21 protein-coding genes are annotated in these 23,719 nt (G+C 35.6%); 8 read left to right on the top strand and 13 right to left on the bottom strand.

The features are described 5' to 3' along the window. The 4 genes from L1967_RS10980 to L1967_RS10965 all read right to left on the bottom strand — a co-directional run. Positions 1-172: transposase (locus tag L1967_RS10980; protein ID WP_249601674.1), on the bottom strand; the 172-nt coding region annotated here is incomplete at its 3' end. A 161-nt stretch (positions 173-333) separates the two neighbouring features. Further along, positions 334-1,362, bottom strand: coding sequence for a phytase (locus tag L1967_RS10975; protein WP_249601671.1), 1,029 nt, complete (start codon positions 1,360-1,362; stop codon positions 334-336). 98 nt (positions 1,363-1,460) lie between these two features. After that, a complete protein-coding gene (locus tag L1967_RS10970; RefSeq protein WP_249601670.1) occupies positions 1,461-4,304 on the bottom strand; it encodes a TonB-dependent receptor in 2,844 nt (947 codons plus the stop codon). A 166-nt stretch (positions 4,305-4,470) separates the two neighbouring features. Beyond that, positions 4,471-6,033 (bottom strand): tetratricopeptide repeat protein, encoded by a 1,563-nt coding sequence (locus L1967_RS10965; RefSeq protein WP_249601669.1) that lies wholly within the window; start codon positions 6,031-6,033, stop codon positions 4,471-4,473. 284 nt (positions 6,034-6,317) lie between these two features. Between L1967_RS10965 and L1967_RS10960 the strand changes: the two genes are divergently transcribed. The 4 genes from L1967_RS10960 (at position 6,318) to L1967_RS10945 (ending at position 10,161) form a co-directional block, all read left to right on the top strand. Next, entirely contained in the window at positions 6,318-7,049 is a 732-nt protein-coding gene (locus L1967_RS10960) for a LytR/AlgR family response regulator transcription factor (RefSeq protein WP_249601668.1), read from the top strand. A gap of 264 nt (positions 7,050-7,313) precedes the next feature. After that, positions 7,314-7,481 carry a hypothetical protein gene (locus L1967_RS10955; RefSeq protein WP_249601667.1) on the top strand — a complete coding sequence of 56 codons (168 nt, stop codon included), beginning with the start codon at positions 7,314-7,316 and terminating at the stop codon, positions 7,479-7,481. 78 nt (positions 7,482-7,559) lie between these two features. Next, positions 7,560-9,497, top strand: coding sequence for a tetratricopeptide repeat-containing sensor histidine kinase (locus L1967_RS10950; protein ID WP_249601666.1), 1,938 nt, complete (start codon positions 7,560-7,562; stop codon positions 9,495-9,497). A gap of 4 nt (positions 9,498-9,501) precedes the next feature. After that, positions 9,502-10,161: a response regulator gene (locus L1967_RS10945; RefSeq protein ID WP_249601665.1), complete on the top strand. Its 660-nt coding sequence runs from the start codon at positions 9,502-9,504 to the stop codon at positions 10,159-10,161. Between the two features lie 184 nt (positions 10,162-10,345). Here the strand turns inward: L1967_RS10945 and rpmA are convergent, their stop codons facing one another. From rpmA to L1967_RS10930, 3 genes are all read right to left on the bottom strand, one after another. After that, positions 10,346-10,606, bottom strand: coding sequence for a 50S ribosomal protein L27 (gene rpmA / locus L1967_RS10940; RefSeq protein WP_249601664.1), 261 nt, complete (start codon positions 10,604-10,606; stop codon positions 10,346-10,348). A 28-nt stretch (positions 10,607-10,634) separates the two neighbouring features. Beyond that, positions 10,635-11,114, bottom strand: coding sequence for a 50S ribosomal protein L21 (rplU, locus tag L1967_RS10935; protein WP_249601663.1), 480 nt, complete (start codon positions 11,112-11,114; stop codon positions 10,635-10,637). Positions 11,115-11,231: 117 nt separating this feature from the next. Next, the gene (locus L1967_RS10930; RefSeq protein WP_249601662.1) at positions 11,232-11,696 is read right to left on the bottom strand and encodes a DUF4199 domain-containing protein; all 465 of its coding nucleotides are present in this window, start codon (positions 11,694-11,696) and stop codon (positions 11,232-11,234) included. Positions 11,697-11,870: 174 nt separating this feature from the next. On the opposite strand from L1967_RS10930, the gene L1967_RS10925 reads away from it, so the two are divergent. After that, a complete protein-coding gene (locus L1967_RS10925; protein WP_249601661.1) occupies positions 11,871-13,193 on the top strand; it encodes a M16 family metallopeptidase in 1,323 nt (440 codons plus the stop codon). Positions 13,194-13,212: 19 nt separating this feature from the next. After that, positions 13,213-15,279 carry a M16 family metallopeptidase gene (locus L1967_RS10920; RefSeq protein ID WP_249601660.1) on the top strand — a complete coding sequence of 689 codons (2,067 nt, stop codon included), beginning with the start codon at positions 13,213-13,215 and terminating at the stop codon, positions 15,277-15,279. 44 nt (positions 15,280-15,323) lie between these two features. On the opposite strand, the gene L1967_RS10915 is transcribed toward L1967_RS10920, so the two are convergent. The 5 genes from L1967_RS10915 to mutY all read right to left on the bottom strand — a co-directional run bounded on the left by L1967_RS10915 (position 15,324) and on the right by mutY (position 19,870). Next, positions 15,324-16,241, bottom strand: a complete 918-nt coding sequence (locus L1967_RS10915; RefSeq protein ID WP_249601659.1) for a DMT family transporter — start codon at positions 16,239-16,241, stop codon at positions 15,324-15,326. A gap of 65 nt (positions 16,242-16,306) precedes the next feature. Further along, positions 16,307-16,870 carry a gliding motility lipoprotein GldD gene (gene gldD, locus L1967_RS10910; protein ID WP_249601658.1) on the bottom strand — a complete coding sequence of 188 codons (564 nt, stop codon included), beginning with the start codon at positions 16,868-16,870 and terminating at the stop codon, positions 16,307-16,309. After that, positions 16,867-18,189: a gliding motility-associated protein GldE gene (locus L1967_RS10905; RefSeq protein ID WP_249601657.1), complete on the bottom strand. Its 1,323-nt coding sequence runs from the start codon at positions 18,187-18,189 to the stop codon at positions 16,867-16,869. Before L1967_RS10905 ends, gldD begins: the two co-directional genes overlap by 4 nt. 21 nt (positions 18,190-18,210) lie before the next feature. Further along, positions 18,211-18,717 (bottom strand): single-stranded DNA-binding protein, encoded by a 507-nt coding sequence (locus L1967_RS10900; protein WP_249601656.1) that lies wholly within the window; start codon positions 18,715-18,717, stop codon positions 18,211-18,213. A gap of 100 nt (positions 18,718-18,817) precedes the next feature. Further along, on the bottom strand, positions 18,818-19,870 hold the full coding sequence (gene mutY / locus L1967_RS10895; RefSeq protein ID WP_249601655.1) for an A/G-specific adenine glycosylase: 1,053 nt from the start codon (positions 19,868-19,870) through the stop codon (positions 18,818-18,820). Positions 19,871-20,013: 143 nt separating this feature from the next. Here mutY and L1967_RS10890 point away from each other — a divergent pair, with 143 nt between their 5' ends. Both L1967_RS10890 and L1967_RS10885 read left to right on the top strand, forming a co-directional pair. Continuing rightward, positions 20,014-20,304, top strand: a complete 291-nt coding sequence (locus tag L1967_RS10890) for an HU family DNA-binding protein (RefSeq protein ID WP_013073853.1) — start codon at positions 20,014-20,016, stop codon at positions 20,302-20,304. A gap of 337 nt (positions 20,305-20,641) precedes the next feature. Beyond that, positions 20,642-22,180, top strand: a complete 1,539-nt coding sequence (locus L1967_RS10885) for an Rne/Rng family ribonuclease (RefSeq protein WP_249601654.1) — start codon at positions 20,642-20,644, stop codon at positions 22,178-22,180. Between the two features lie 62 nt (positions 22,181-22,242). Here L1967_RS10885 and L1967_RS10880 read toward each other — a convergent pair whose 3' ends face one another. Then, the gene (locus tag L1967_RS10880) at positions 22,243-23,676 is read right to left on the bottom strand and encodes a beta-lactamase family protein (protein ID WP_249601653.1); all 1,434 of its coding nucleotides are present in this window, start codon (positions 23,674-23,676) and stop codon (positions 22,243-22,245) included. Positions 23,677-23,719: the final 43 nt, after the last annotated feature.

Below are 23,719 nucleotides of genomic sequence, written 5' to 3'. Positions count from 1 at the left end.
AAGTTCGGCTACGGCAGGCTTTGCACTCATAGCTCCAACGGCTCTTGATCCAAAAATGTTCGTTGTGTCCACAATTTTTGCATTCTACCCCGTTCTTGTCACGGGCTTCTTTAAAATGCGCACGACAGGATTGCTCACTATCAAAATGAGCTGTAAAAGTGAAGATATTCATTATATTGAATTTGAGGTGAATATAATCAAAATTAAAAAATTATGAGTATTTACGGATAATCAAAAATACAATTTTAAAATTGAAAGCTTAATCTTACTTACGAAAACAAAAAATGCCGGTAAGCATAAAACTTATCGACATTTTTCTTCAGAATCAAACATTTATTTTTCAGCTTCTTCCGGCTTTTTTAATCGACTTAAATCGTGATAAAAGAAATTCTTTTCACCGTTATCGTTCATGGAAACAAACAAACCATTCGGAAATTTATCACCCAGCGCTGCGGTGGTTACTTCACAACCATCGGTTTCTGTAGTTCCTAAATTCAATGCATATTCAAAACTATTATCTTCTCTGCTAAAGAAATTAAAAGTTCCTTCCTGCTGATCTGAAACTATAATCTGTCCCTTTCCGTTAGGATAGGCAGCAATAGCAATGCCTTCGATATCGTCATTGAAATGTTCCCCGCCAAAAAGTGCTAATTCTTCGTTACCCATATCGGGCTCGGCATAGTATTTTCGAATACCATCACCCTCGTCTGCACAGTAAATGAATCCCAGTTCATCGTCTACTGCAATGGCCTCAATTTCTTTTTTACCACTAAACAATCCAAATTCACGAACCAGTTTTGGCGCTAAATGGTCTCCTGCCGGCTCTAACTCTATTTGATGTAAATAGCCTTCTTTAGGCCCGTTTTTACGACCAACAACAGCATAGGTTTTTTTAGATTTTGGTGATTTATAGATCGAAATTCCCATAGGCAAACTCATTTCATTCTCACGGGTATCCTGAAATACTTTGAAACCTCCGTTATCTAAAGGTTTTAGATCGGGTACCGAGAAAATTCTTATTTGCTCTCTTTCCCTTTCCGTAAAGATCATAATATCCGTAACTGTACTATCAGACAGGCGCACATCGTATTCTACATCAACATTATTTGGACGCTTAAAATTCCTCATGGTTTTAGATTCGATAATTTTCCCATCAAGATCGAAAGCATAAATCGCACCATCGGTATCTTTATCGGTTCCAAAAACAATGCTTTGTTCAGGATTTTCACGATTTACCCAAATAGCCGGATCGTCGGTATCATGTAACGTCTTTTCAGTAACCACATCTGGAGCGATTTCTGGTAACTGCTTACCACATGAAGCTAAGATTAGGCAAATTAAGATCGATTTTATTTTATTCATTTTAATTATTTTGAATTTTAAGTACCATCTTCAGGCGTAAATGCCAAGACTTAAAATTGTATGTTTTTAAATTATTTTTTTACTGAAACAGATAGGTTCTAGTATAGATCGTATTTAAGACCAAAGGTTAAACGCTGGCTATAGTATTCCATTTGCATGGTACGATTAGAAACTCCCTGATAATAGCGTAATGGCTGATTGGTGATATTGTTAAGATTGGCAAATATCCTTAAGTTTTTATTGATCGAATACGACATATTAAAATCTAAAAAGAATTGCTCATCGTAATAACGATCTTCAAAAGCGTTACCTCCTAATTCATCTAAATAAGCATCTGAAAAATTAGCTGAAAGTCTTGCACTAAATCGCTTATCGGAATACGAAAGTGATCCGTTAAACATGTTTGGTGACGAACCCGGTAACGACAAATCATCTTCTCTTACATCTCCGTCTTCGTTTCGAATTCCGTTTGCTTTAGAATGCAAATAGGTATAGTTTAAATAAATACCGAAGTTTTTGGCAAATCCCGGCAAAAAGTTCAATTGCCTCTGGAAAGAAACCTCAGCTCCGTAAATTGAAGCATCATCACCATTAAAGGGTTTGTATAATTCAAATCCATCGTCCAAATCGGCTCGGTTGGTATATATAAATTTATTTAAATGCTTATAAAAAATTCCACCAGAGAGTAAGCCTACCGATTTATAATAATGTTCCGCCATAAAGTCAAAATTCATTGAAGTAGTTGGATCTAAGTCTGGGTTCCCGGTAGAAATTTCATCATCATCTATTTGTCTATACGGCACTAAATCTATATAATTGGGCCTCGCCAGAGTATTTGTCCAGGCAAAACGAAAAATAGTGTTGTTGGTGAGGTCATATTTAAAGTGAACCCCTGGCAGCACGTTTGTATACGAGTTTTCATCACTTACTTTTGTGAATCCTTCTTCAGGATTTTCTGCATCAAATTCGTTTCCGGTACTTTCTATTTTTGTAGATTCTACCCGTAATCCCGCCAATACCGAAAACTTTTTGGACAGCTTCTGATTAGCCATTACATAGCCGGCATATACATCTTCGCTTACCTTAAAATTCTCTCCTAAAAATTCATCCTGTACCGATTCTTCTCCAAACAAATCTGAGTTTTTTAAATCTAAGCTTCCCAGGTATTCTGGTGATGTAAAAAAGCCTGGGCGATATTGTTTTCCGGCAAGAAAATTTTCCCCATCTTTCACGACAATCGCGGTTTGCGACATATTTTCAAAACCACTTTCTGGGGAATATTCAAAGAAATTATTATCCCTGCTCTTATCTTTAAAGCGCCCTCTTACTCCAAATTTCACGACCCCAGAACCCTGATTAAAAAAGTCGGCGGGTAATTCAAAATTCGCAAATACATTAACATCTTCTTCCTCGGTATATTGATATTCTTCTGTTATTTCTTTTAATTCAAAATCTGAAGATGAAATATCACTTACAGGTGTTTGTAATGGTTTTTCAGGATTCGTGCCGTTATTTACCATATATTCGGTTTCCCAACTAATATAACGCTCGTGAGGACGTTCTTCTGAAGCTTTTGCATAAGACCCCATCCAATCGAATTTTAAATTTCCGAATAAATGGTTTCCGCCTAAAGTATAATTTTGCATACGCTGATCTTCCAGTCTTCGGTTTTGGATTCTCCCGCCAGGAATACCTCCTTTGGTTTCTCTTTCTGCTTCTGCAGGAAAACGTACCAGATTATTGTTAGTGATGGTAAAATCGTCTTCACCAATATCTTCACCATCTAAAATTTCTGAAGCATAAGCAAAACGGTTTTCACGATCATCGCGCCAGTTGTACATCGACTTAAAATAAAGACTGTTGTTATCGTTAAAATCGTAATTTAAGTTTGCCGAGAAACTTCTTCTAACGCGTTGCACTAAATATTTTCTAATCTCGAAAGCACTGGCATAAGGATTTACATCTACCGATTTCAGAATATCTTCACCTTCCGCATCCTGTATTCCGGTATTGTATTCAAACTCATCAGACCATTCTGCTTCTACGTTATCAGACCCAAAATCGTTATCATTAATCGAGGCTGAAACCATAAAACCTAACTTCCCATCTTTAGTACGATCTCCTACCAAAAAAGATCCGCTAAGAATTCGTTTATCGGTAATAAAATTAATCCCGGAACCAACTGAAGCGGCCAGCCTAAAATCCTCTGGCGCCGATCTGGTGACAAGATTTACAGAGCCACCAAGTGCATCGGCGTCCATATCTGGAGTTACCGCTTTACTTACTTCGATCGTCTGGATCATATCAGACGGGATAAGGTCCATCTGTACATTACGGTTATCGCCTTCAGCCGAAGGGATACGGCTACCATTAAGGGTTACCGAATTAAGCTGAGGTGCCAAACCTCTTACAATAATATTACGCGCTTCTCCCTGGTCTACCTGCATGGTAATCCCCGGAATTCGCTTTACCGCATCCCCAATATTGGCATCGGGGAATTTACCAATTTGCTCTGTAGAGACGATATTGGTAATATTTAGCCGGTTTTTTTGTGCGTTTAATGCACGGGCCTGCGCACTTAAGCCGCCACCTAATAGTTGTACTGTTTCTAAAGTTGTAGTAGAAGAATTTAGAACAAGATCCAGATCCAAAGTTTGGTTTGCATTAACACGAACTTCTTTATCTAAATCTTTATATCCCATATATTTTACCACCAGAGTGTAAGTTCCTTCGGGAACTTCTACCATAGTAAAATTACCATCAAAGTCAGTTGTAGTTCCTTTATTAATTTCAGGGATCATAACTTCAGCACCCGGAACGTAAATCCCGGTTTCATCTGTAATATTCCCCTTAATTACCCCTGTTTGCGCTTGTGTAAAACTAAAATTTAAAGCTACGAAAAGCGTTACAAGTAAAAGATTAAAGTAGTTTTTTCGATTCATTATTTTGATTTTAAGAATACACCAAAACTATAGCTTACAAGCATTTACAACTAAAAACCAATAGCAACAAAGAGTTAACAAATCTTTTTTTAACAGCTACATCAAGGCAACAATTAAGATTTCTTTACATTACAGTAACCTTCTCTAAAAAGAGGTCGATTTTTCTCTAAAATTGAAGCATAAAATTCACTAATTCCTGCTTTGGTGCTATGGGAAGTTTTCTTCTTAATCGATACCGTGCCACCCGAACACTATCTGGAGTCACTCTTAAAATCGCAGCAATTTCCTTTGAGGATAAATTAAGCCGAAGTAACATAGCCAAACGTAACTCGGTTGAAGATAATTTTGCTGTTGCACGTTTTGATAACTGTTTGATGAATTGTGGATGTATTTCCTGAAAGAAATTCATAAACTCGTCCCACTCCTGCTCTTCAGAAAGGCTTTTATCTAATTCTTTAGCCAGACTTTTAATTTTTGGAACCGGATCTATAGAAGAACGAGAGGCTAAATTTTGTAACGTTGAAGAGGTTTCTGCAATCATCTTGTTCTTTTGGGCCATATTTAGACTATACTTTGAAAGTGATGCTGTCTTCAACCTGATCTCATCCTGAAGCTTTTTCTCTTCAATTGCTTTTCGATCTAATTCGACTTTCAGTAATTTTTGCTCATACGCCTGCAGTTTTGCCGATTCCTTCCGCTTTCTATTATAGAAGAAAAAAGAAATTCCGCTTAAAAAAATAAATAGAAAAACACCAAGAATCAATATATGCTGGTTGGCTTCACTCACTTTATTTTCCTGTTTTAATAAAGCAATTTCAGATTCCTTTTGCCGGGTATCAAATATGGTTTGCAATGCATTGAGCTGTCTAAAATTTTGCGCATAAAAACCTTCTTCCTGCAATTGCTCATAAATTAACCGGTGCTCGTAAGCACTTTGATATTCGCCCATTAGGGCATAAGTTCTTGCTAAATCTTTATGGGCACTTTCTAACTGATGATGATCTTCGAACAGCTCAGCCAGCTTTAAAGCTCTGTTGGTAAAGATCATTGCTTTCTCATAATCTCCCGTTTTTCGATAAACATCACCAAGATTATTCAAGACATTAATCCGGCCTTTGTGATTAAGTTCGCTAAAGATGGTATTCGATATGGTAAAAAATTCCAGGGCGTTTTCAAACTGTTCTAGATCTTCATAAACGCTTCCAATATTTTCATTTACTATAGCAATCCCCAAACGATCTTTAGCTTCAGTATAAAGTTTTAAACTCTTATTTTGATGCTCCAGGGCTTTTAAGTAATTGCCCTGTTTCTCGTAGGTCGTCCCCACAAGACTTTCAGCCAAAGCAAGTTGTTCTTTCCATTTTTTCTCTTCGGAAATACGGATGCTTTCATTTAAATATTCCCTGGATTTCAGATAGTTTTTTAGATTGATATATGAGAGACCTATTTTATTCTTAATACGCACTTCTAATTGGGGAAATTCATTATTTAATACTGAAAGAGCCTGGTTGTACTGCTCGATCGCCTGCGTATTAATTTCTACTGAATGATAATAATCACCGAGCTGAATGTATTTTTCTGCAATTTTGGTTCCATCTCCTCCCTCTAAAGCTTTATCAAGCTGACTTTTATATTCAAAAAATATGGAATCGCTGAGTTTTAATTCCGCATTTTGAGCAATTGCTGAAACGATGAATAGAAAAAAGAATAGGCTCCAAAATAACTTCATGTTTGATTGTGGATTTATAAAACCGACAATCTAGTTTCTTAGCTTAAAAAAATTGTTAGCTATATATTATAAAAAAGTAAACTTAAAAAAGGACAAATAAGATAGCTCCCTGAAAACCCAAAGCTTACTTGCTACAAATTTTGGTAAAAGACCACTATTCTAGTCTAGTGATCAAGGAAAACCTCAACAATAAAAAACGTGGTTTTACCACATTTTTTACGTGGTTTTAAACATAAAATACTAATAACCTGTTTTTTATTTTTAAAATAAAAAAACTAAGCTTTTTGCATTCTTATTTTATCATAGAAAACCACCAAACCACAATAAATTTTATCAGGGAAATCCTGGAAGAACAAGGTGAATATTATTGTACCGGAACAAGCTATGACTATGAAGAAGGGATGAACCTCATTTTAAAGCATCATCCGGACATGGTATTTATCAATATTGACCAGGTAGATATCAATACTCCGGATGTGTTTGCTTATTGCCGGGAAATTCAAAATTACACCACAAACAAGATATTTTTTATCGCTTTATCCAACGACGAAAAAAAAGCTTACCAGGCACTTAAAAATAAGTTTTATGATTACCTTATCAAACCTTTACGGGAGCTTGATATTCGAAAAACAGCCATGCAGTTCCTAAAAGATCAGAATGTATTGCCTCCACAAACCTTATGCTTAAAATCATATAAAGATTACACGCTTTTAAAACTGAATGACATCCTCTTCTTAGAAGCCGATAACAATGCGACCGATTTTATTTTGGTTAACGGAAAAAAGGTAAGTGCGTTTAAAACATTAAAAACTTTTGAAGCTGTTTTACCAGCCATATTTATTAGAATACACCACAGCTACATTGTTAACACCGATCATATTTCTAAGATTAGTTTCGGAAAGCTAAAATGCTCTTTAAACCACAACAAAATACATCTCCCTTTCTCCAGATCGTACCGGCATAACCTCGATTATCTGGAAAATGCCTTAGAGCAAAATGCTATTTCCTACAATTAACAGTGATAACAGTTATACATAATCTTCAGTTGCTCACAGATCAAAAGCAATAGCTCACAGACTTCAACAAGAAACTAAATGCAAGACATAAAATACCGTAATCAAAAGATTAACAACTAGTTTTAACATAGTTTACAACAGAAGCTTCTCATGGTAGAAAGGGCTAATCCCCAGTCTCCAATCATGCATGATTAAACAAAACCCAGGCAGCCCAAAACCAGGCTACCACATCACCTATTGTTTAATTCTAACATTTAAAATTCTATGAGAACTATTACCAACTTTCTAAGTTTAGTATGTTTAATTGCTATCACTTATTCTTGCGAACCCGAAGAACTTCCAGCAGACAACACTATAAATCAAGAAAAAATCCATGCTGATGATACAGGAAATGATGATGAAGGGGAAGTAGAAGACAGAAATGGTAATTAAAATAAATAAAATAGGGGCTATTCTAAAATAGCCCCTATTTTATTTATAATTTCGTATTAACAATCTTTATTTTAGTTGATGCGGACATATCATTTAATTATAATTTTTATTTTAATTCTATTTAATTCTTGCAAGGAAGAAAAGGATAAGAATAAAATTAAGTCTAGCAACGAAAATTTCAAAGAATTTCAATTAGGAAAAACTTATAAAATAAATGAGGATGATAGTATTAAGAAAGAAGAACTATTAAAGTTATCCTATAAATATATGCGGGCTCAGGATTCTATTAATTTTTTTTCAATTAATAAAGAGGCCAGAGAACTTTCTAAAAAACTCAGAGATACCAATGCAATTGCTGCATCCTATTGGGATTTGGGTCAATATTACTATAAAAAAGATACAAGAGATAGTGCCTACTATTATTTTAATGAAGCTAAAAAAAATTACAGTAAAATAGGCGAACATAGAAATACGGCCAGACTACTCCTGAATATGGCCATTATGCAAAAAGATCTTAAGGATTATACAGGCAGCGAAGTGGCGCTAACCGAAGCAATTCAACTTTTAAAACCCTTAAAAAACGACAAACAATTATATCTCGCCTATAATAACCTGGGAATTCTCTTTAAAGAATTAGAAGAACTTGATAGATCACTTTATTATTATAATAAGGCACTATCCTATTTGGAAAAAGCTCAGATTAAAAGTAAATTTCCTTCACTATGGAATAATATCGGGAATGTCTATCTGGATAAAAAAGACTATAAAACCGCTATTTCTTACTTCAATAAGGGCTTACATATCGATGATAGCTTAAAATTGAAAGACCCAAAAATATATTCGATGCTTATTGATAATCGCGCTTTTGCCCAATGGCATACAGCCGATACTTCTGGGGTTCTAGATGGATATAAGACGGCATTTAGCATACGTAAAGAAAACGACATTAAAGCGGGAATTACCATCAGTCAAATGAGAATGGCAAAATATTATTTAGCCAAAAAAGATTCTGCCACGGCTCTATCCTATGCTAAAGATGCTCTAGATCTTTCCATAAAAATTCAGGCGAATGAAAATTATTTATCCTCATTAAAATTATTGTCAGAAATAGATACAGAAAACGCCTTAAGTTATACGCAAACCTATATTCAGTTAAATGACAGTTTGCAAAAAGAAGAGAGGGCTGTTCGGAACAAATTTGCACGTATTCGTTTTGAAACCGATGAATATATTTCTGAAACTAAAAAATTAAATCAGCAGATAATAAAGATCTCTATAATTGCCGCGATCATTATTATCATTGCCATATTGATTTATATTATCAAAGACCAGCGTTCCAAGAATAAACTTATTCAACAAAAACAAAAGGCCAATCAGGAAATTTACAACCTTATCCTTGAGCAGCAAAAGTATTACGAAGAAGGCAGGGAAAGGGAAAAACTGCATCTTTCCCGAGAGTTACATGATGGGGTATTGGGTAAACTTTTTGGATTGCGCTTAAGTCTTGACATTTTGAATGAAGATGATTCCAGAGAAAGCAAGGATAATAGAAAAAAATATATTAATGAAATTGCAACCGTAGCAAAAGAGATAAGGGATATTTCCCATAAACTTAGCGAGAGTAATTTTGTTGAAGTGAACTTTAAAGTCGTATTAGAAGAGCTTATAAATCAGCAGAAAGTTTATCGATTTAATGTTGATTTTCATATCGATGAAAAAATAAACTGGGATAACATCAACAACAATATTAAAATCAATATTTACAGAATCTTACAGGAAGCTTTTACCAATATCTATAAGCATGCTGAGGCAAACAATGTGAAAATTTCAATTTTTCAAAAACAATTATCTTTACATTTAACCATTAAAGATGATGGAAAAGGCTTCGATCTAAATAAGTCGCCGGGTATTGGTGTAAAAAATATGAAGTCCAGAAGCAAATCTATAGGTGCAGATTTCTCTATAGCGTCAAAATTAAACGAAGGGACAATTATTACTGTTTCAGTCAAAATTTAATTTTATGAGAACAATTAAAATTTTACTTATTGACGATCACCCTTTAATATTAGAGGGCTATCAAAATGTATTGAGTAGACTGGAAATTCCGGAAATTAATTTCATTGTGGAAACATCAGATAATTGTGAACAAGCCTGGCAAAAAATTGTTTCAGACAATTATGATGTGGTATTTTTAGATATTAATTTCCCTGTATCTAACAACTCAAAATTTATATCGGGAGAAGATTTGGGAGCTGAAATAAAAAAAGAATTCGGTAATAACATTAAACTTGTAATCCTAACAGTTATAGAAGATCCTTTACGAGTTCAGAATATTTTACGCAATGTAAATCCAGATGGTTTTTTAGTAAAAGGGGAAACAAATTCGGAAGAACTCATTACCTGCCTTAAAAAAATAATTTCCAAACCACCATTTTACGGAGCGACAATTTCTAAAATTTTGCAATCAGGAGTTATGAATCCGCAGGTTATCGATGAGATAGATCGGCAAATCCTTCATCAACTTTCTCTGGGTACTAAAACTAAAGATATCCCCCAACATGTTCATCTTTCGCTAAGGGCGGTAGAAGACCGAAAAAGAAGGTTAAAAGATATCATGAACGTTCAACAGGGAGGCAATAAAGCATTGCTTGAAAAAGCTAGAAAAAGTGGTTATATATAGATAAATTGAAATAGTAGAAATTCAGACGCTGTTTTCACATAATACACTCAACTTCTATTAATCCTTACTTTTTAAAAGAACTATGATGAGCATGATCAGGATATTCATGAGAAAATATTGATAATTAAAAAAGCCTTTCAGGAAATCCTGAAAGGCTTTTTTATATTGTAATTCTACTAATTTCTTAAGCCTCGAAAGGAACTACAGAAACGTAAGACTTATTGTCTTTCTTTTTAGTGAATTTTACTACACCGTCGATTTTTGCATGTAAAGTGTGATCTTTACCAGCATAAACATTTTCACCAGGATTGTGAGCAGTACCTCTTTGTCTAACAATGATGTTACCTGCTATCGCAGCCTGACCTCCAAAAATCTTCACCCCAAGACGTTTCGATTCTGACTCTCTACCGTTCTTGGAACTACCAACTCCTTTTTTATGTGCCATGTTATTGGGTTTTTAGTAAGTTAATAATTTAGCTTAAAGCTTCGATTAATTCAGCTTTTTTCATTGAAGAATATCCTTCAATTCCTTTGTCTTTAGCCATCTCTTTAAGCTCAGCTACGGTGTGCTTACTTAAATCGCTATCAGCTTTTTTCTCTTCCTTCTTTTCAGCTTTGCTTTCAGAAGCTTTTTTACCACCTTTCGCAGTAATACTTTCGATTACGATCTCAGTTAAATACTGGCGGTGACCATTTTTAACTTTGTAACCTTTACGTCTTTTCTTTTTGAAAACAATTACCTTGTCTCCTTTAAGGTGACGATTAATCTTTGCTCCTACTAGAGCACCTTCTATAGCCGGGGCGCCAACAGTAATGTTGTCTCCATCTCCTGTAAGAAGAACTTTATCGAAAGAAACGCTGTCTCCTTCTTCTCCTTCAAGACGGTGTACAAACACTTTCTGGTCTTTCGCAACTTTAAATTGCTGCCCTGCTATCTCTACAATTGCGTACATAGTGTCCTGTTAATTAATTACTTTCTAATTAAAATAGTTGCGCTTCTTCACAAAGCGGGTGCAAATATACTTCTAAATAATTAATTAGCAAAGGCTTCAGCTAAAATTGAATGATTTTTACATGGTATGTTTCTGCCCTTCACTGGTATTCCAGCTCTTTTTAAACAATTGCATAAAGGTAAGCGTTAGAGCAAATGTTGTTGCTGCGCCCATCGCATATACACTAAAAAGCACTACACCCAAGCCGGCTTGATACTGACTTCTCCACATGGTAACAAACTGATCTAGAAAATCTGGATTTAACTCACTGGCGTAAATTCCAAAGAAAATAGTAAATAATGTCGTTGCAATAAATCCAGTGATAAGGCCCGTAGTAAAGCCTTCACCGTATTTGAATAATGTAGAATCATTCTTCCTTTTGGCTTTAATAGCCATCCAGATTCCAAAGGCCATAATGGCACAATTCAAAAAACTAAACAATGGATTTGTATGCAATCCTACTAAAGACAGTGCTAAAAAATAAACAATTAAACCTACGGCAATCATAATTCCGAATTTTGCGGGTATTCCTATATTTTTCATAATTTCTAATTTTCTATTCAATTTCATAAAAATCAATGAAAAAACACCCTAAAAGCTTGTTAATTAGTACATTTAAAGACTTTTTGTTAAATAATTACCAAAATTTTTATCTCAAAATGTAACAAAATTGTACCTTGAGAAACTAATAACTTGCATAACTATAAACTATACACAATGATTAACAAACTAAAGCTGGCCGCTGGCGCTCTGCTATTAAGTGCTGTTGGCTTTGCCCAGGAAGTTGAGTACACAGAATATGATCTCGATAATGGGCTACATGTAATTTTACATCAGGACAATTCGGCTCCCGTAGTCACCACATCGGTAATGTACCATGTTGGCGGTAAAGATCGTGCAGATGGGCGAACCGGATTTGCACACTTTTTTGAACACCTTCTATTTGAAGGAACCGAAAATATCCCAAAAGGGAAATGGTTCGAAATCGTAAGCTCACATGGCGGGAATAACAATGCAAACACTTCTCAAGACCGCACTTATTACTACGAGACATTTCCTTCTAATAACTTAGAATTAGGCCTTTGGATGGAATCTGAAAGAATGATGCATCCGGTAATTGGGCAGGACGGTGTAGACACTCAAAACGAAGTGGTAAAAGAAGAAAGAAGAATGCGTATGGATAACTCTCCTTACGGAAACATTCTTACTGCCGTACAAGAAAATATGTTTGAAAAACATCCTTACAAAGATCCTAATATTGGATATATGGAAGATCTTGATGCTGCTAAACTACAAGAGTTTAAAGATTATTTCGCAAAATATTATGTACCAAACAACGCCGTACTTGTGGTAGCCGGTGACATTGATATTAAGGAAACTAAAGATATGATCCAAGATTACTTTGGACCAATCAAGGCTGGTGAGGAAGTAACCCGGGATTACCCAAAAGAAGACCCAATTACTGAAGAAATTCATGCTAAATTCTATGATCCTAATATCCAGATCCCAATGACCATCACTGGCTATAGAACACCAGAGTTTGGCAATAAAGATTCTTATGTTCTTAATATGATTTCTACGTATTTAAGTGACGGTAAAAGTTCTAAACTCTATAAAAAACTGGTAGACGAACAAAACATCGCACTACAGGTAGGTGCTTTTAACCTTGAACAGGAAGACTACGGAATGTACCTTATCTATTCCCTTCCACAAGGTGAAACAAGTCTGGATAGTATTAATACAGAAGTAGAAGAAGAGATCACTAATCTTAGAAACGAATTAATTTCTGAAAGCGACTTCGAAAAACTTCAAAATAAAGCTGAAAACAGCTACGTAAATTCCAATTCAAGTATTGCAGGTATTGCAAACTCTCTTGCCAGAAACTATCTACTTTATAATGATACCAGCTTAATTAATAAAGAAATTGATATCTATAGAAATATCACGAGGCAAGATATTAAGGATGTTGCCAACAAATACCTGAAACCAAATCAACGGGTAATGATCGATTACTTACCAGAAGAAAAGGAAGCGGAATAACACCAAATTAGACAAAAAAATGAATAAAAATATATTAGCAATTGTAGTATTTCTTTTGGGAGCTGTAGGACTCAATGCTCAGGTCGACCGTAGCACCATGCCAGAACCTGGCCCTGCTCCAAAAGTAAAAGTAGAAGAACCTGAAACCTTTAGACTAGACAACGGTCTTAACGTAATGCTGGTAGAAAACCATAAATTACCAAGGGTTTTAATGGCCCTTAGATTTGATAACCCTCCTCATTCTGAAGGGCAAAAAGCCGGAGTAAGCGGAGTTATGGGAGAACTTTTAGGCCAGGGAACAACCAATATGCCTAAAGATGAATTTAATGAACGTGTAGATTATCTAGGGGCCAAACTAAATATTTATTCGGGAGGAGCATCGGCAAATACACTTTCTAAATATTTTCCTGAAATTCTTCATTTGATGGCAGACGGAGTTATTAATCCAAAATTCACTGAAGAAGAATTCAATAAATCTATCGCTCGTACTAAAGATTACCTAAAAAGCAACGAGAAAGATGTTGCCTATAACGCTAGCAAAGTACGATCAGCCCTGGCTTACGGCAAAGATCACCCTTACGGGGAATTCGAAACTGAAGAGACTATAGAAAATTTAAGTCTTTCAGACGTTAAAAATTACTACCAAACCTGGTTTTCTCCTGCCAATGCATATCTGGTTATCGTAGGAGATGTAGACAAAAAAGAAGTTAAGAACTTAGTAAAGAAAGAGTTTTCTAGCTGGAAAAAAACAGTGATTCCCGAAGTAAATATCCCTGAAGTTAAAAACGTAGACCAAACTGAAATTGATTTCGTAGACATGCCCAATGCAGTGCAAAGTGAAATTTCTCTGGTAAACACGATCAATCTTCGTAAAAATCAGGAGGATTATTTTCCGGTGATGGTTGCAAACAAAATTTTAGGCGGCGGTGGTGAAGCGCGTCTTTTCTTAAACCTTAGGGAAGACAAGGGTTATACTTACGGTGCTTACTCTAGAACCGGAAACGATAAATATGTAGCGACTTTCGTAGCAAGCGCAAGTGTTCGTAACGAAGTGACCGATAGCTCTGTAGTGGCATTTCTAGATGAAATCTACAGAATTAGAAATGAAAAAGTTTCAGAAGCAGAATTAGCAAATGCCAAGGCTAAACTTACCGGGGATTTTGTACTTAGCTTAGAACAACCTTCTACTATCGCCGATTATGCCATGGAAATCGAAACTGAAGATTTAGATGAAGATTTTTATAAAGAATACCTTGAAAATATCGACGATGTAACGTTGGAAGATGTGCAAAGAGTAGCAAAGAAATATTTCCTTGCCGATCAATCCCGAATTGTAATTGCAGGAAAAGGAAGCGAAGTTGCTGATAAGCTTGAAAATATGCAGTATAAAGGCAAATCTTTCCCTGTAAAATATTACAGTAAATACGGTGAAGAAATTGAAAAACCAGATTACAATAAAGCTTTAGACCCTTCGGTTACGGTAGACAAAGTATATTCAGATTATATTGAAGCTATTGGAGGGGAAGATGCTGCAAAGGCTATTAAAACGATCGCCCTTAAAGCAACCACCACTATTCAGGGACAGGAATTAGGTTTAGAACAACGCCGAAGCAATAGCGGTAAGTTTTACCAAACAGTTAGCATTTCTGGTAATGTGCTGCAAAAACAAGTGTATAATGGCGAAACTGGCTATATGGTGGTACAGGGGCAAAAAATGCCTATGGACCAAGAGCAAATGAAAGCCGTAGCCATAGAAGCCAATACGTTCCCAGAGCTTACTGTTACCGCAGATGCTAAAATTACCGGGATCGAAAATATAGATGGTAGCGATGCGTATGCAGTAAAAGTAAATGAAAGCACTACGAATTTCTATAATGTTGAAAGCGGACTTAAAGTAAAGTCAGTAACAACGGTTTCACAAATGGGGCAAACTATGAGCATACCAACAACTTATAGCGATTACCAAGAAGTTGAAGGAATTAAAATGCCATTTACGATTTCTCAAAGTATGGGACCACAATCTTTCGACCTTAAAGTTCAGGAGGTTAAAATAAATGAGGGTGTAGAAGAATCTGATTTCGAATAACCCTTGTAATTATTGTTAGATAATGTTAGATCAAAGCCGGCTTTTTAGTCGGCTTTTCTATTTTTAGACAAGTTTCTTTTCATGGAGATCGCTTTAGCCCGATTTACAATTAAAACTCCGCCAATCACCAGCATCGCAAAAAATAACTGATTCAAACTAAAAACCTCATTATCCAAAATACCCCATCCAAGGGCAATAATCGGCATAGTATAAGTAACCGAACTGGTAAAAACAGGATTGGTAATTTGTACCAGGCGATTAAACATTATCATAGCCACACCAGTGCCCAAAACACCCAAAATCGCTATAAAACCAACTGACTGCTGCAATTCAATATTCGATAAATTTTCATTAAAAAATCCAGACCAGATTAAAACAAACAGAGCAGGAAGCAACAATACCGAAAAACATCCTGAAGTTACCGCAATTGCAGGAACATCATTTAAATATCTTTTTAAAAGATTTACGTTTACCGCATAACACACAGCTGCCAAAACACCCAATATTGAATAGAGATAATTCTCACTACCATTAAAACTGGCATTACTAAAAATTAAACCGGCTGTTCCTATTAAACCAACAAAAACCCCAATTGCCTTATTACTGTTCATTTTCTCCTGAAAAAATAACACTCCTAAAACAAGTGTCATTAATGGGGTAACCGCATTTAAAATTGAAGCAATCCCGCTACTAATTTTGGTTTCTGCAAAAGCAAAAAGAAAAATAGGGAAAAACGAACCTACAAAACCAGAAACGATGATCCATTTCCATTGCGAGGCTTTAAGCTTCATAATTTTTCTAAAGCCTACAAGAATTAAAAATAAAGCCGCAAAGATCACTCTAAAAGCACCAACCTGAAGCGGCGACAAGCCTACCAGGCCTTTTTTGATAAGAATAAAAGAACTTCCCCAGATTAAAGAAAGGACAAAAAGATAAATCCATTTGATTTTTCCTGCCGCCATAATTTTTAAATTTTGCGGCAAAAATCATAATTCTACTTTACAATTAGTAACTAAAATTAAGAAAATTACTGCCAGCGAATGGTTTCCATTAAATGTCTCATATCCCGCTTTATATAATCTGCAGCAGGATATATAGAATCATAATTAGGCTGGGTATTAAAATAAACCGCGCCTGTTAAAAAATGTGCTGTACTATCGGTGATATAAAATTGTGCCTGCGATGCAGCATCCCCCTGCAATTCATAAAACATCCCATAGGCTTTATGAAGATCGTTAGTATAAATATCACCTTCTATAGCATCAGCTTTTATCGTATGTTCCAAAGGTAATTTTTGAGCATCTCTTAATAAGGAATCCAGATTATTTCTTACCGGTTGATACGTGATAAAAATCGTCCCATTTAAAAGTGGATAGTTTAGATTTAACCAACATCCATTTCTGCTTTTGGAAGGAGCGATTTCAGCTAACTGGTTCTTCTCAAAAGTATAAGGGCAATTTAAATGTATAGGACGATACTCTGGCCGCGGATAATTTAAAGCCAGCATTGCTTTTGGCTTAGGCTGAACTTCATTTCCGCAGGAAATCGAGCAAAATATCAAAAATATCACAATATAACCTAAATACCTCATGCAGGTAAAATCGTCAATTTAATTTGTTTAATACGTCGATCATCCACAGCTTCGACTTTAAAATTATAATTCCCAAAATTAATAATTTCGTTTTGCTGCGGAAAATCACCAGATATTTCCAATAAAAAACCAGCTAAAGTTTCGGCCTCCCCTTTATTATCTTCAAATAAAGAAGCATCGTCTAATTTTATAATCTTATAAAAATCTTTAAGTGGGGTTCGACCTTCAAAAACAAAGTTCAACTCATCCAATTTCGAGTAGATTAAATCCTCATCATCAAACTCATCACTAATATCCCCTACAATCTCTTCAATAATATCCTCTAGAGTAATTAAACCACTTGTACCACCATATTCATCTACCACGATCGCCAGGTGGTTTTTCTTTTCTTTAAATTCGTTTAAAAGATCATCCAGTTTTTTATTCTCTGGCACAAAATAAGGCTCTCTTAAGAGTGATGTCCACTCAAAATCATTACGATCCAGATAAGGCAATAAATCTTTGATGTATAAAATACCGATTACATTATCGATATTCTCTTTATAAACAGGAATCCTGGAATATCCATTTTCGATAATTACCGGGATAATTTCAGCGTAGGTATCTTCGTCACTCAAAGCAAAAACATCCATTCTTGGGCGCATTACCTGTTTGGTATCGGTATTTCCAAAAGAAACAATTCCTTTTAATATTTTCTGCTCTTCTTTAGTGGTATCTTCTTCACTGGTTAACTCTAAGGCTTGTGAAAGATGGTCTATACTTATAAAAGAGCGTTGTTTTCCTAACTTCTCATGCAAATACAATGTAACGGCCCGCATGGGAACACTTAAAGGCGAAAACAAAGAATCCAATATATTTACCGGTTGTGCCATAAGGTTAGAAAACTGCACATTATTACGGCTGGCATAAACTTTTGGGAGGATTTCCCCAAAAAGCAGGATTAAAAAAGTCACCACGCCAACTTCAAAAATAAGCTTTAGGTTTAATCCAAACAGGACAACATCAAATCCGCTAAACAACTGGTCTGAAACCGAATCGAACAATAAAACAATGGCGATATTTATAAAATTATTAGCCACTAAAATGGTAGCCAGCAATTTCTTAGGCTTCTCTAATAATTTAATAACGATCTCCTGCGACTTTGTTCTTTTATGACCATCTTCAGTCATAAAATCTGCCGGAGTTAGTGAAAAAAATGCCACCTCTGCACCAGATATCATGGCAGAGCATAACAATAGCAGCAATAAAAAAATGAAGCTTATTACCTGGGTATAATCAAACGCGGCCAATAAAATTATACTGGGGGGTTCTGGATCCAAATGCAATAAATTTAGTTAGACTTAAAATGGTAAATCATCTTCTTCCTCATCATTACCATTAAATGGCTGACTGGCATACTCATTATTTCCCGAAGAACCAGAATTACTGTTAGCAGTATTGCCCTGATAGTTCGAGTTACTTTGAGTATTTTGAGCACTTTGCGAGTCGTAATTACCGCCATTACTTTCTCCCTTAGGAGTTAAAAACGTAAACTCGGTACACTGAATTTCGGTAGAATAACGCTCCATTCCCTTATCATCTGTCCACTTACGCGTTTTAATCCTACCTTCAATATACACCTTATCACCTTTTTTAAGGTATTTCTCGCAAATTTCAGCAGCTTTATTTCGAACAACAACATTATGCCATTCGGTATTATTTACACGTTCGCCGGTGGTTCTATTGGTGTACACTTCGTTAGTTGCTAATGGAAAACGGCCAATCGAGCCACCGCCTTCAAAATAATGCATCTTTACATCATCCCCGGTGTGTCCTATAAGCATTACTTTGTTTAGCGTCCCTGTCATAAATATTTGTCTTTGATTCGTTTAAAACTTGTCTTTCTAAAATACAGAAAAAATCAATGAGATTTAAACTGAATTCTAATAAAATTGAAAAACGACAAAATTACAAGTTTTCTATGTCAATTTCATTAAGAAAATTCTGAATTAACACCGGAACGGGATATTCTTTTACTTTTTCTGCAGAAATTCCTTCTTTTGGCAACGTTTGAGATGCTACAAGCCAAAAACGTGCGTAAATATGTTGATGCGACAATTTATGAACAATCGCCTGATCGTTATAAAGACGTACTGAAACATTTTTTGCTTCCATCAATTGCCGAAATTCGTTATTTTCCTCAATAATTCTTGCTTTCTGAATATCTGCTTTGGTTTCAATTAAAGGAAATTCATATAACCCATGCCATATCCCTTTACCTTGGCGTTGCTGAAGCAGGGTTTTATTTTCTTCTGAAGAAAAAACCAGATAATTAAAATATCGATTTTTGATCTTTCCCTTCTTAATTTTAACGGGCAACTCACCAATCTTACCTTCCTTTAGCGCCAAACAACTACCATTAAAAGGACAGGAATCACAAAGCGGATTTTTAGGTTTGCATTGCAGCGCTCCAAATTCCATTAAAGCCTGATTGAAATTGGACGGCTCTTTTTTATCCAAAAGCTCCATCGCCAAAGCTTTAAATTCTTTCACCCCGTTAGTACTATTAATAGGGGTATCAATATTAAAGTATCGCGAAAGCACTCTATACACATTCCCGTCTACCACCGCAACAGGTTCGTTATAACTTATGGATGCAATGGCACTTGCTGTATAATCACCTACTCCTTTTAACTTTAACAATCCCTTATAATCTTTGGGGAATTCGCCATCAAGCTCATACGCGACATGTTGAGCGGTCGCATGCAGGTTTCTTGCCCTGGAATAATATCCCAGCCCCTGCCACAATTTCATCACTTTATCCTGAGAAGCATCAGCAAGATCAAAAACACTTGGAAATGCCGTTATAAATTTATTATAATAAGGTAAACCCTGCTCTATTCGCGTTTGTTGAAGCATGATTTCACTAAGCCAAATATTATAAGGATTAGTGGTTTCCCGCCAGGGCAGCTCACGCTTGGTTTTTAAGTACCAGTTAATCAAAGTTTTAGAAAAATTCATAATTTAAAATGTCTCTGCGCAATATAAATTGTTTATTCCGTTATTATTTAATGATTTAGGTTTGAAATATTGAATATATAATTCTTATATTTGCCCCCTTGAAAATTAAGAACCCCAATTTATAAATATTAAACAGCACGAAAATGACGAAAGCAGATATCGTAGCGAATATTTCGGAGAAATTAGGAATGGAAAAAGGTGATGTACAAGCTACAATAGAAACCTTTATGGAAGAGGTAAAATCTTCTTTAGAAAGTGGAGACAATGTTTATCTAAGAGGCTTTGGAAGCTTTGTTGTAAAAACAAGAGCTGAAAAAACAGGAAGAAACATTTCTAAAAACACAACTATTAAAATACCAGCTCACAACATTCCGGCGTTTAAGCCTGCGAAAATTTTCGTAGAGGGTGTAAAGAGTAATGTAGATGTTAAATAAGCTATCCGGAATTAACTTTCTGGAATAATGAAATAAATTTATTAATTAAAACGTAACACTATGCCAAGTGGTAAAAAAAGAAAAAGACATAAGGTAGCTACGCACAAGCGTAAGAAAAGAAGAAGAGCTAACCGCCACAAGAAAAAGTAGTTTTCATACTACTTTTTTTATTTAAAAGATTTTGTTTTAACAACAACGTTCTTTGACATCGAAATTTTAAAGAACCCTGGCCTTCTGGCTAGAATGGACTTCTTAAAATTTCTTCAGGCTTCAAACACCTGTGATAAAATAATGTTTAATCCATCCCGAATTTTTCGGGCTTAAAAATCTAAATAGAGTGGACAAAGAATTAATAATACGGTCCGAATCCTCTGCTGTAGATTTTGCCTTATTAAAAGATGGAAAACTTATTGAACTCAACAAGGATGAAGACGACAACAATTTTAATGTTGGCGATATCATGATCGCCAAGATTAGAAAGGCTGTCCCCGGGTTAAATGCCGCATTTGTTAATGTTGGTTATACCAAAGATGGTTTTTTACACTATCACGATCTGGGCCCTCAGGTTTCATCCTTGCTTAAGTTCATAAAACGTGTAAGCACAGGTAAACTAAAAGATTATTCTTTAAAGAATTTTACTTTTGAAAAAGATATAGACAAAAACGGTAGCATTACCGATGTCTTAAAGTCAAATCAGTCGCTACTGGTTCAAATCGTAAAAGAACCCATCTCTACCAAAGGGCCACGCATTAGCAGTGAGTTATCCTTACCAGGAAGATATATTGTTCTAGTTCCTTTTTCTAACAGGATTTCGGTTTCTCAAAAGATCGAAAGCAAAGAAGAAAAAGATCGTTTAAAACGCCTTGTGAAAAGCATTAAACCTAAAGGTTTTGGCGTTATCGTAAGAACCGTAGCCGAAGGCAAAAAAGTAGCAGAGCTGGACAAAGACCTCCAAAATTTAATGGGTCGTTGGACAGCAATGTGTAAAAAACTGTATAAGCCTCATTATCCTGCCAAAGTTTTAGGAGAATTAAATCGTGCATCTTCTTTATTAAGAGATATTTTTAACGATACGTTTACTTCTATCACCGTAGATGACGAGACGCTTTACACACAAATTAAAGACTATGTGAGCGAAATCGCTCCTAGCAAAGAATCAATTGTAAAATTACATCAGTCCAATGTTCCAATTTTTGAAAAGTTCGGTATCGAAAGACAAATAAAAACTTCCTTTGGGCGCACTGTATCGATGAGTAAAGGCGCCTACCTGGTTATAGAACATACAGAGGCCATGCACGTTATAGACGTAAACAGTGGTAACCGTTCTAACAAATCCAAAAACCAGGAAGATACTGCTTTAGAGGTTAATTTAATTAGTGCTACAGAAATTGCGCGCCAGTTAAGACTTCGCGACATGGGCGGCATTATTGTAGTCGATTTTATCGATATGGGTAAAGCTGAAAACCGCAAAACCCTTTTCGATCACCTTAAACAGGAAATGAGTGACGATCGTGCAAAGCACAAGATCCTCCCTCCCAGTAAATTTGGACTTATACAAATTACAAGACAACGCGTACGGCCAGAAATGAATATTAAGACCCGTGAGGAGAATCCTAACGGCGATGGTGAGGTTGAGGCACCAATTATCTTAATACAAAAAATTAAAGCCGATTTAGAGCGCCTGATCAAGAAAAATCATAAAAAGATCACGCTATCTACGCACCCATTTATTTCGGCCTTTTTAACTAAAGGCTTTCCATCTCCCAGATCGCAATGGTTTTTTGACCACAAGCGATGGGTTAAAATTATACCAAGAGATGCTTACACGTATTTAGAATACCACTTTCACGATAAAGACGGGAAAGTGATACGATAAAACTAAAACGCCTTGCAAGACTTTTTTGCAAGGCGTTTTTTTATGCTCAAAATATAAACAAGTTATTTCGATAACTTAGAGTAAAAATTATTATTCCGTTTCATTTTACTCACCTTCCCGTCATTATCTCTTAAAAACAATATCGACTCTCCCAACTCTCCGTCCTCGCGTACTCTTCTAAACTCATCACCTTTAATATGTTTTAAAAAGGTTAATGCCGAACCCGGTGAAGATGATGGCAAATATAAAAGCACTAATTTATCATCCCATTTACCAACATAAAGCTCGCTGGACCAAGGCTGCGGATTAAAATATCCCACATAATCATCCAAGCTAACCTCACTATTCTTATCTAAATTTGGTTTTACCTTTGATAAAATTGAATGAATTCCTCTTACATACTTCTCAGGACTTTCACCACCTGCATTTATCATTACAGAATAGGCCATCTTACTTTTAGGATTTAAGCTTACCACAGTCCTATACCCCGGGCAGCTGCCGCCATGACCTACCCATTTGCTTCCATCTGGCCCTTTGTAAACCGAAAAACCTAAGCCCCACATCGTATCAAAATCTGGATCCACCCATTGCACATTCTGCATATATTTTAAGGTAGAAGACTTTAATACTTCGTAGCCGGCATCTTCATTTAATAACCTAAATTGCCAGGAAGCAAATTTCGCAAGATCTAAAACATTTGAAGAAAAACCCGCCGCAGGAGTGATCGCATTAGCTTCAAAAAAATTGATAATATCACGATTTCCATCACGTTTTAAAGCTCCATAACCAATAGCCATTTTATTTCCGTAAAGCTCTTTAGGCAAAAAAGTTCTAGTATCCTCTAAGCCTAAAGGCACAAGAATATTTCCTTTAACATAAGCATCATAATCCTGTCCAGAAATTTCTTCAATCACTTTACCCAACAGCGCTAAACCTAAATTACTATACTGAAAATAAGTGGAAGAAGGGTATAAAGTTTCTAATTCCGCAAGACCTTCTTCAAAATCTTCAGCTTCAGGAAATTCATAATCCGGAGCACTCCAATAAGACGCATTGGCCTCTCTTGGCAAACCTGAAGAATGGGTTAAAATAGACCGAATTGTAATAGGTCCACTTCCTTCATACTTTTGTTTTAAATCGAACCAGGGTAAAATATCCTGAATTTCGGCATCCAAACTTAATTTCCCTTCCTCATACAGCTTCATTACAGCAATTGAGGTAAACAATTTTGATATTGAACAAATACTACAAATAGTAGAAGGATCCATCGAAACTTCTTTAGCTATATTAGCTTCACCAAATGCTCCTTCCCATATAACTTCCTGATCGTTTACTGCTACAGCACTTATCCCGGGGAGATAATCAAAATCTTTTTGAGCATCTAACCAAACCTCTACAATCTTTAAAGCATTTGTATAATCTTTCTTATCCTCATCTTGAGCATTTAGAGCAAAAGCAAAAAATAGCAGCGGAAATAGAGCGTAAATTTTATTCATAAGTTTAATTAATTTTGTCCCTAAAATATAGAATTTTAGCTTA

It is taken from the genome of Zunongwangia pacifica (assembly GCF_023499215.1).
GTDB lineage: Bacteria > Bacteroidota > Bacteroidia > Flavobacteriales > Flavobacteriaceae > Zunongwangia > Zunongwangia pacifica.
This window is presented reverse-complemented; position numbering and strand designations above follow the sequence as displayed.

Excerpts from the sequence above, each read along its gene's own strand:
- L1967_RS10920 (WP_249601660.1), top strand. The coding sequence starts at position 13,213 with ATGAATAAAAATATATTAGCAATTGTAGTATTTCTTTTGGGAGCTGTA.
- L1967_RS10900 (WP_249601656.1), bottom strand. The coding sequence starts at position 18,717 with ATGACAGGGACGCTAAACAAAGTAATGCTTATAGGACACACCGGGGAT.
- L1967_RS10955 (WP_249601667.1), top strand. The coding sequence starts at position 7,314 with ATGAGAACTATTACCAACTTTCTAAGTTTAGTATGTTTAATTGCTATC.
- L1967_RS10930 (WP_249601662.1), bottom strand. The coding sequence starts at position 11,696 with ATGAAAAATATAGGAATACCCGCAAAATTCGGAATTATGATTGCCGTA.
- gldD (WP_249601658.1), bottom strand. The coding sequence starts at position 16,870 with ATGAGGTATTTAGGTTATATTGTGATATTTTTGATATTTTGCTCGATT.
- L1967_RS10915 (WP_249601659.1), bottom strand. The coding sequence starts at position 16,241 with ATGGCGGCAGGAAAAATCAAATGGATTTATCTTTTTGTCCTTTCTTTA.
- L1967_RS10975 (WP_249601671.1), bottom strand. The coding sequence starts at position 1,362 with ATGAATAAAATAAAATCGATCTTAATTTGCCTAATCTTAGCTTCATGT.
- L1967_RS10925 (WP_249601661.1), top strand. The coding sequence starts at position 11,871 with ATGATTAACAAACTAAAGCTGGCCGCTGGCGCTCTGCTATTAAGTGCT.
- L1967_RS10880 (WP_249601653.1), bottom strand. The coding sequence starts at position 23,676 with ATGAATAAAATTTACGCTCTATTTCCGCTGCTATTTTTTGCTTTTGCT.
- L1967_RS10890 (WP_013073853.1), top strand. The coding sequence starts at position 20,014 with ATGACGAAAGCAGATATCGTAGCGAATATTTCGGAGAAATTAGGAATG.
- L1967_RS10965 (WP_249601669.1), bottom strand. The coding sequence starts at position 6,033 with ATGAAGTTATTTTGGAGCCTATTCTTTTTTCTATTCATCGTTTCAGCA.
- mutY (WP_249601655.1), bottom strand. The coding sequence starts at position 19,870 with ATGAATTTTTCTAAAACTTTGATTAACTGGTACTTAAAAACCAAGCGT.
- L1967_RS10945 (WP_249601665.1), top strand. The coding sequence starts at position 9,502 with ATGAGAACAATTAAAATTTTACTTATTGACGATCACCCTTTAATATTA.
- rplU (WP_249601663.1), bottom strand. The coding sequence starts at position 11,114 with ATGTACGCAATTGTAGAGATAGCAGGGCAGCAATTTAAAGTTGCGAAA.
- L1967_RS10950 (WP_249601666.1), top strand. The coding sequence starts at position 7,560 with ATGCGGACATATCATTTAATTATAATTTTTATTTTAATTCTATTTAAT.
- L1967_RS10970 (WP_249601670.1), bottom strand. The coding sequence starts at position 4,304 with ATGAATCGAAAAAACTACTTTAATCTTTTACTTGTAACGCTTTTCGTA.
- rpmA (WP_249601664.1), bottom strand. The coding sequence starts at position 10,606 with ATGGCACATAAAAAAGGAGTTGGTAGTTCCAAGAACGGTAGAGAGTCA.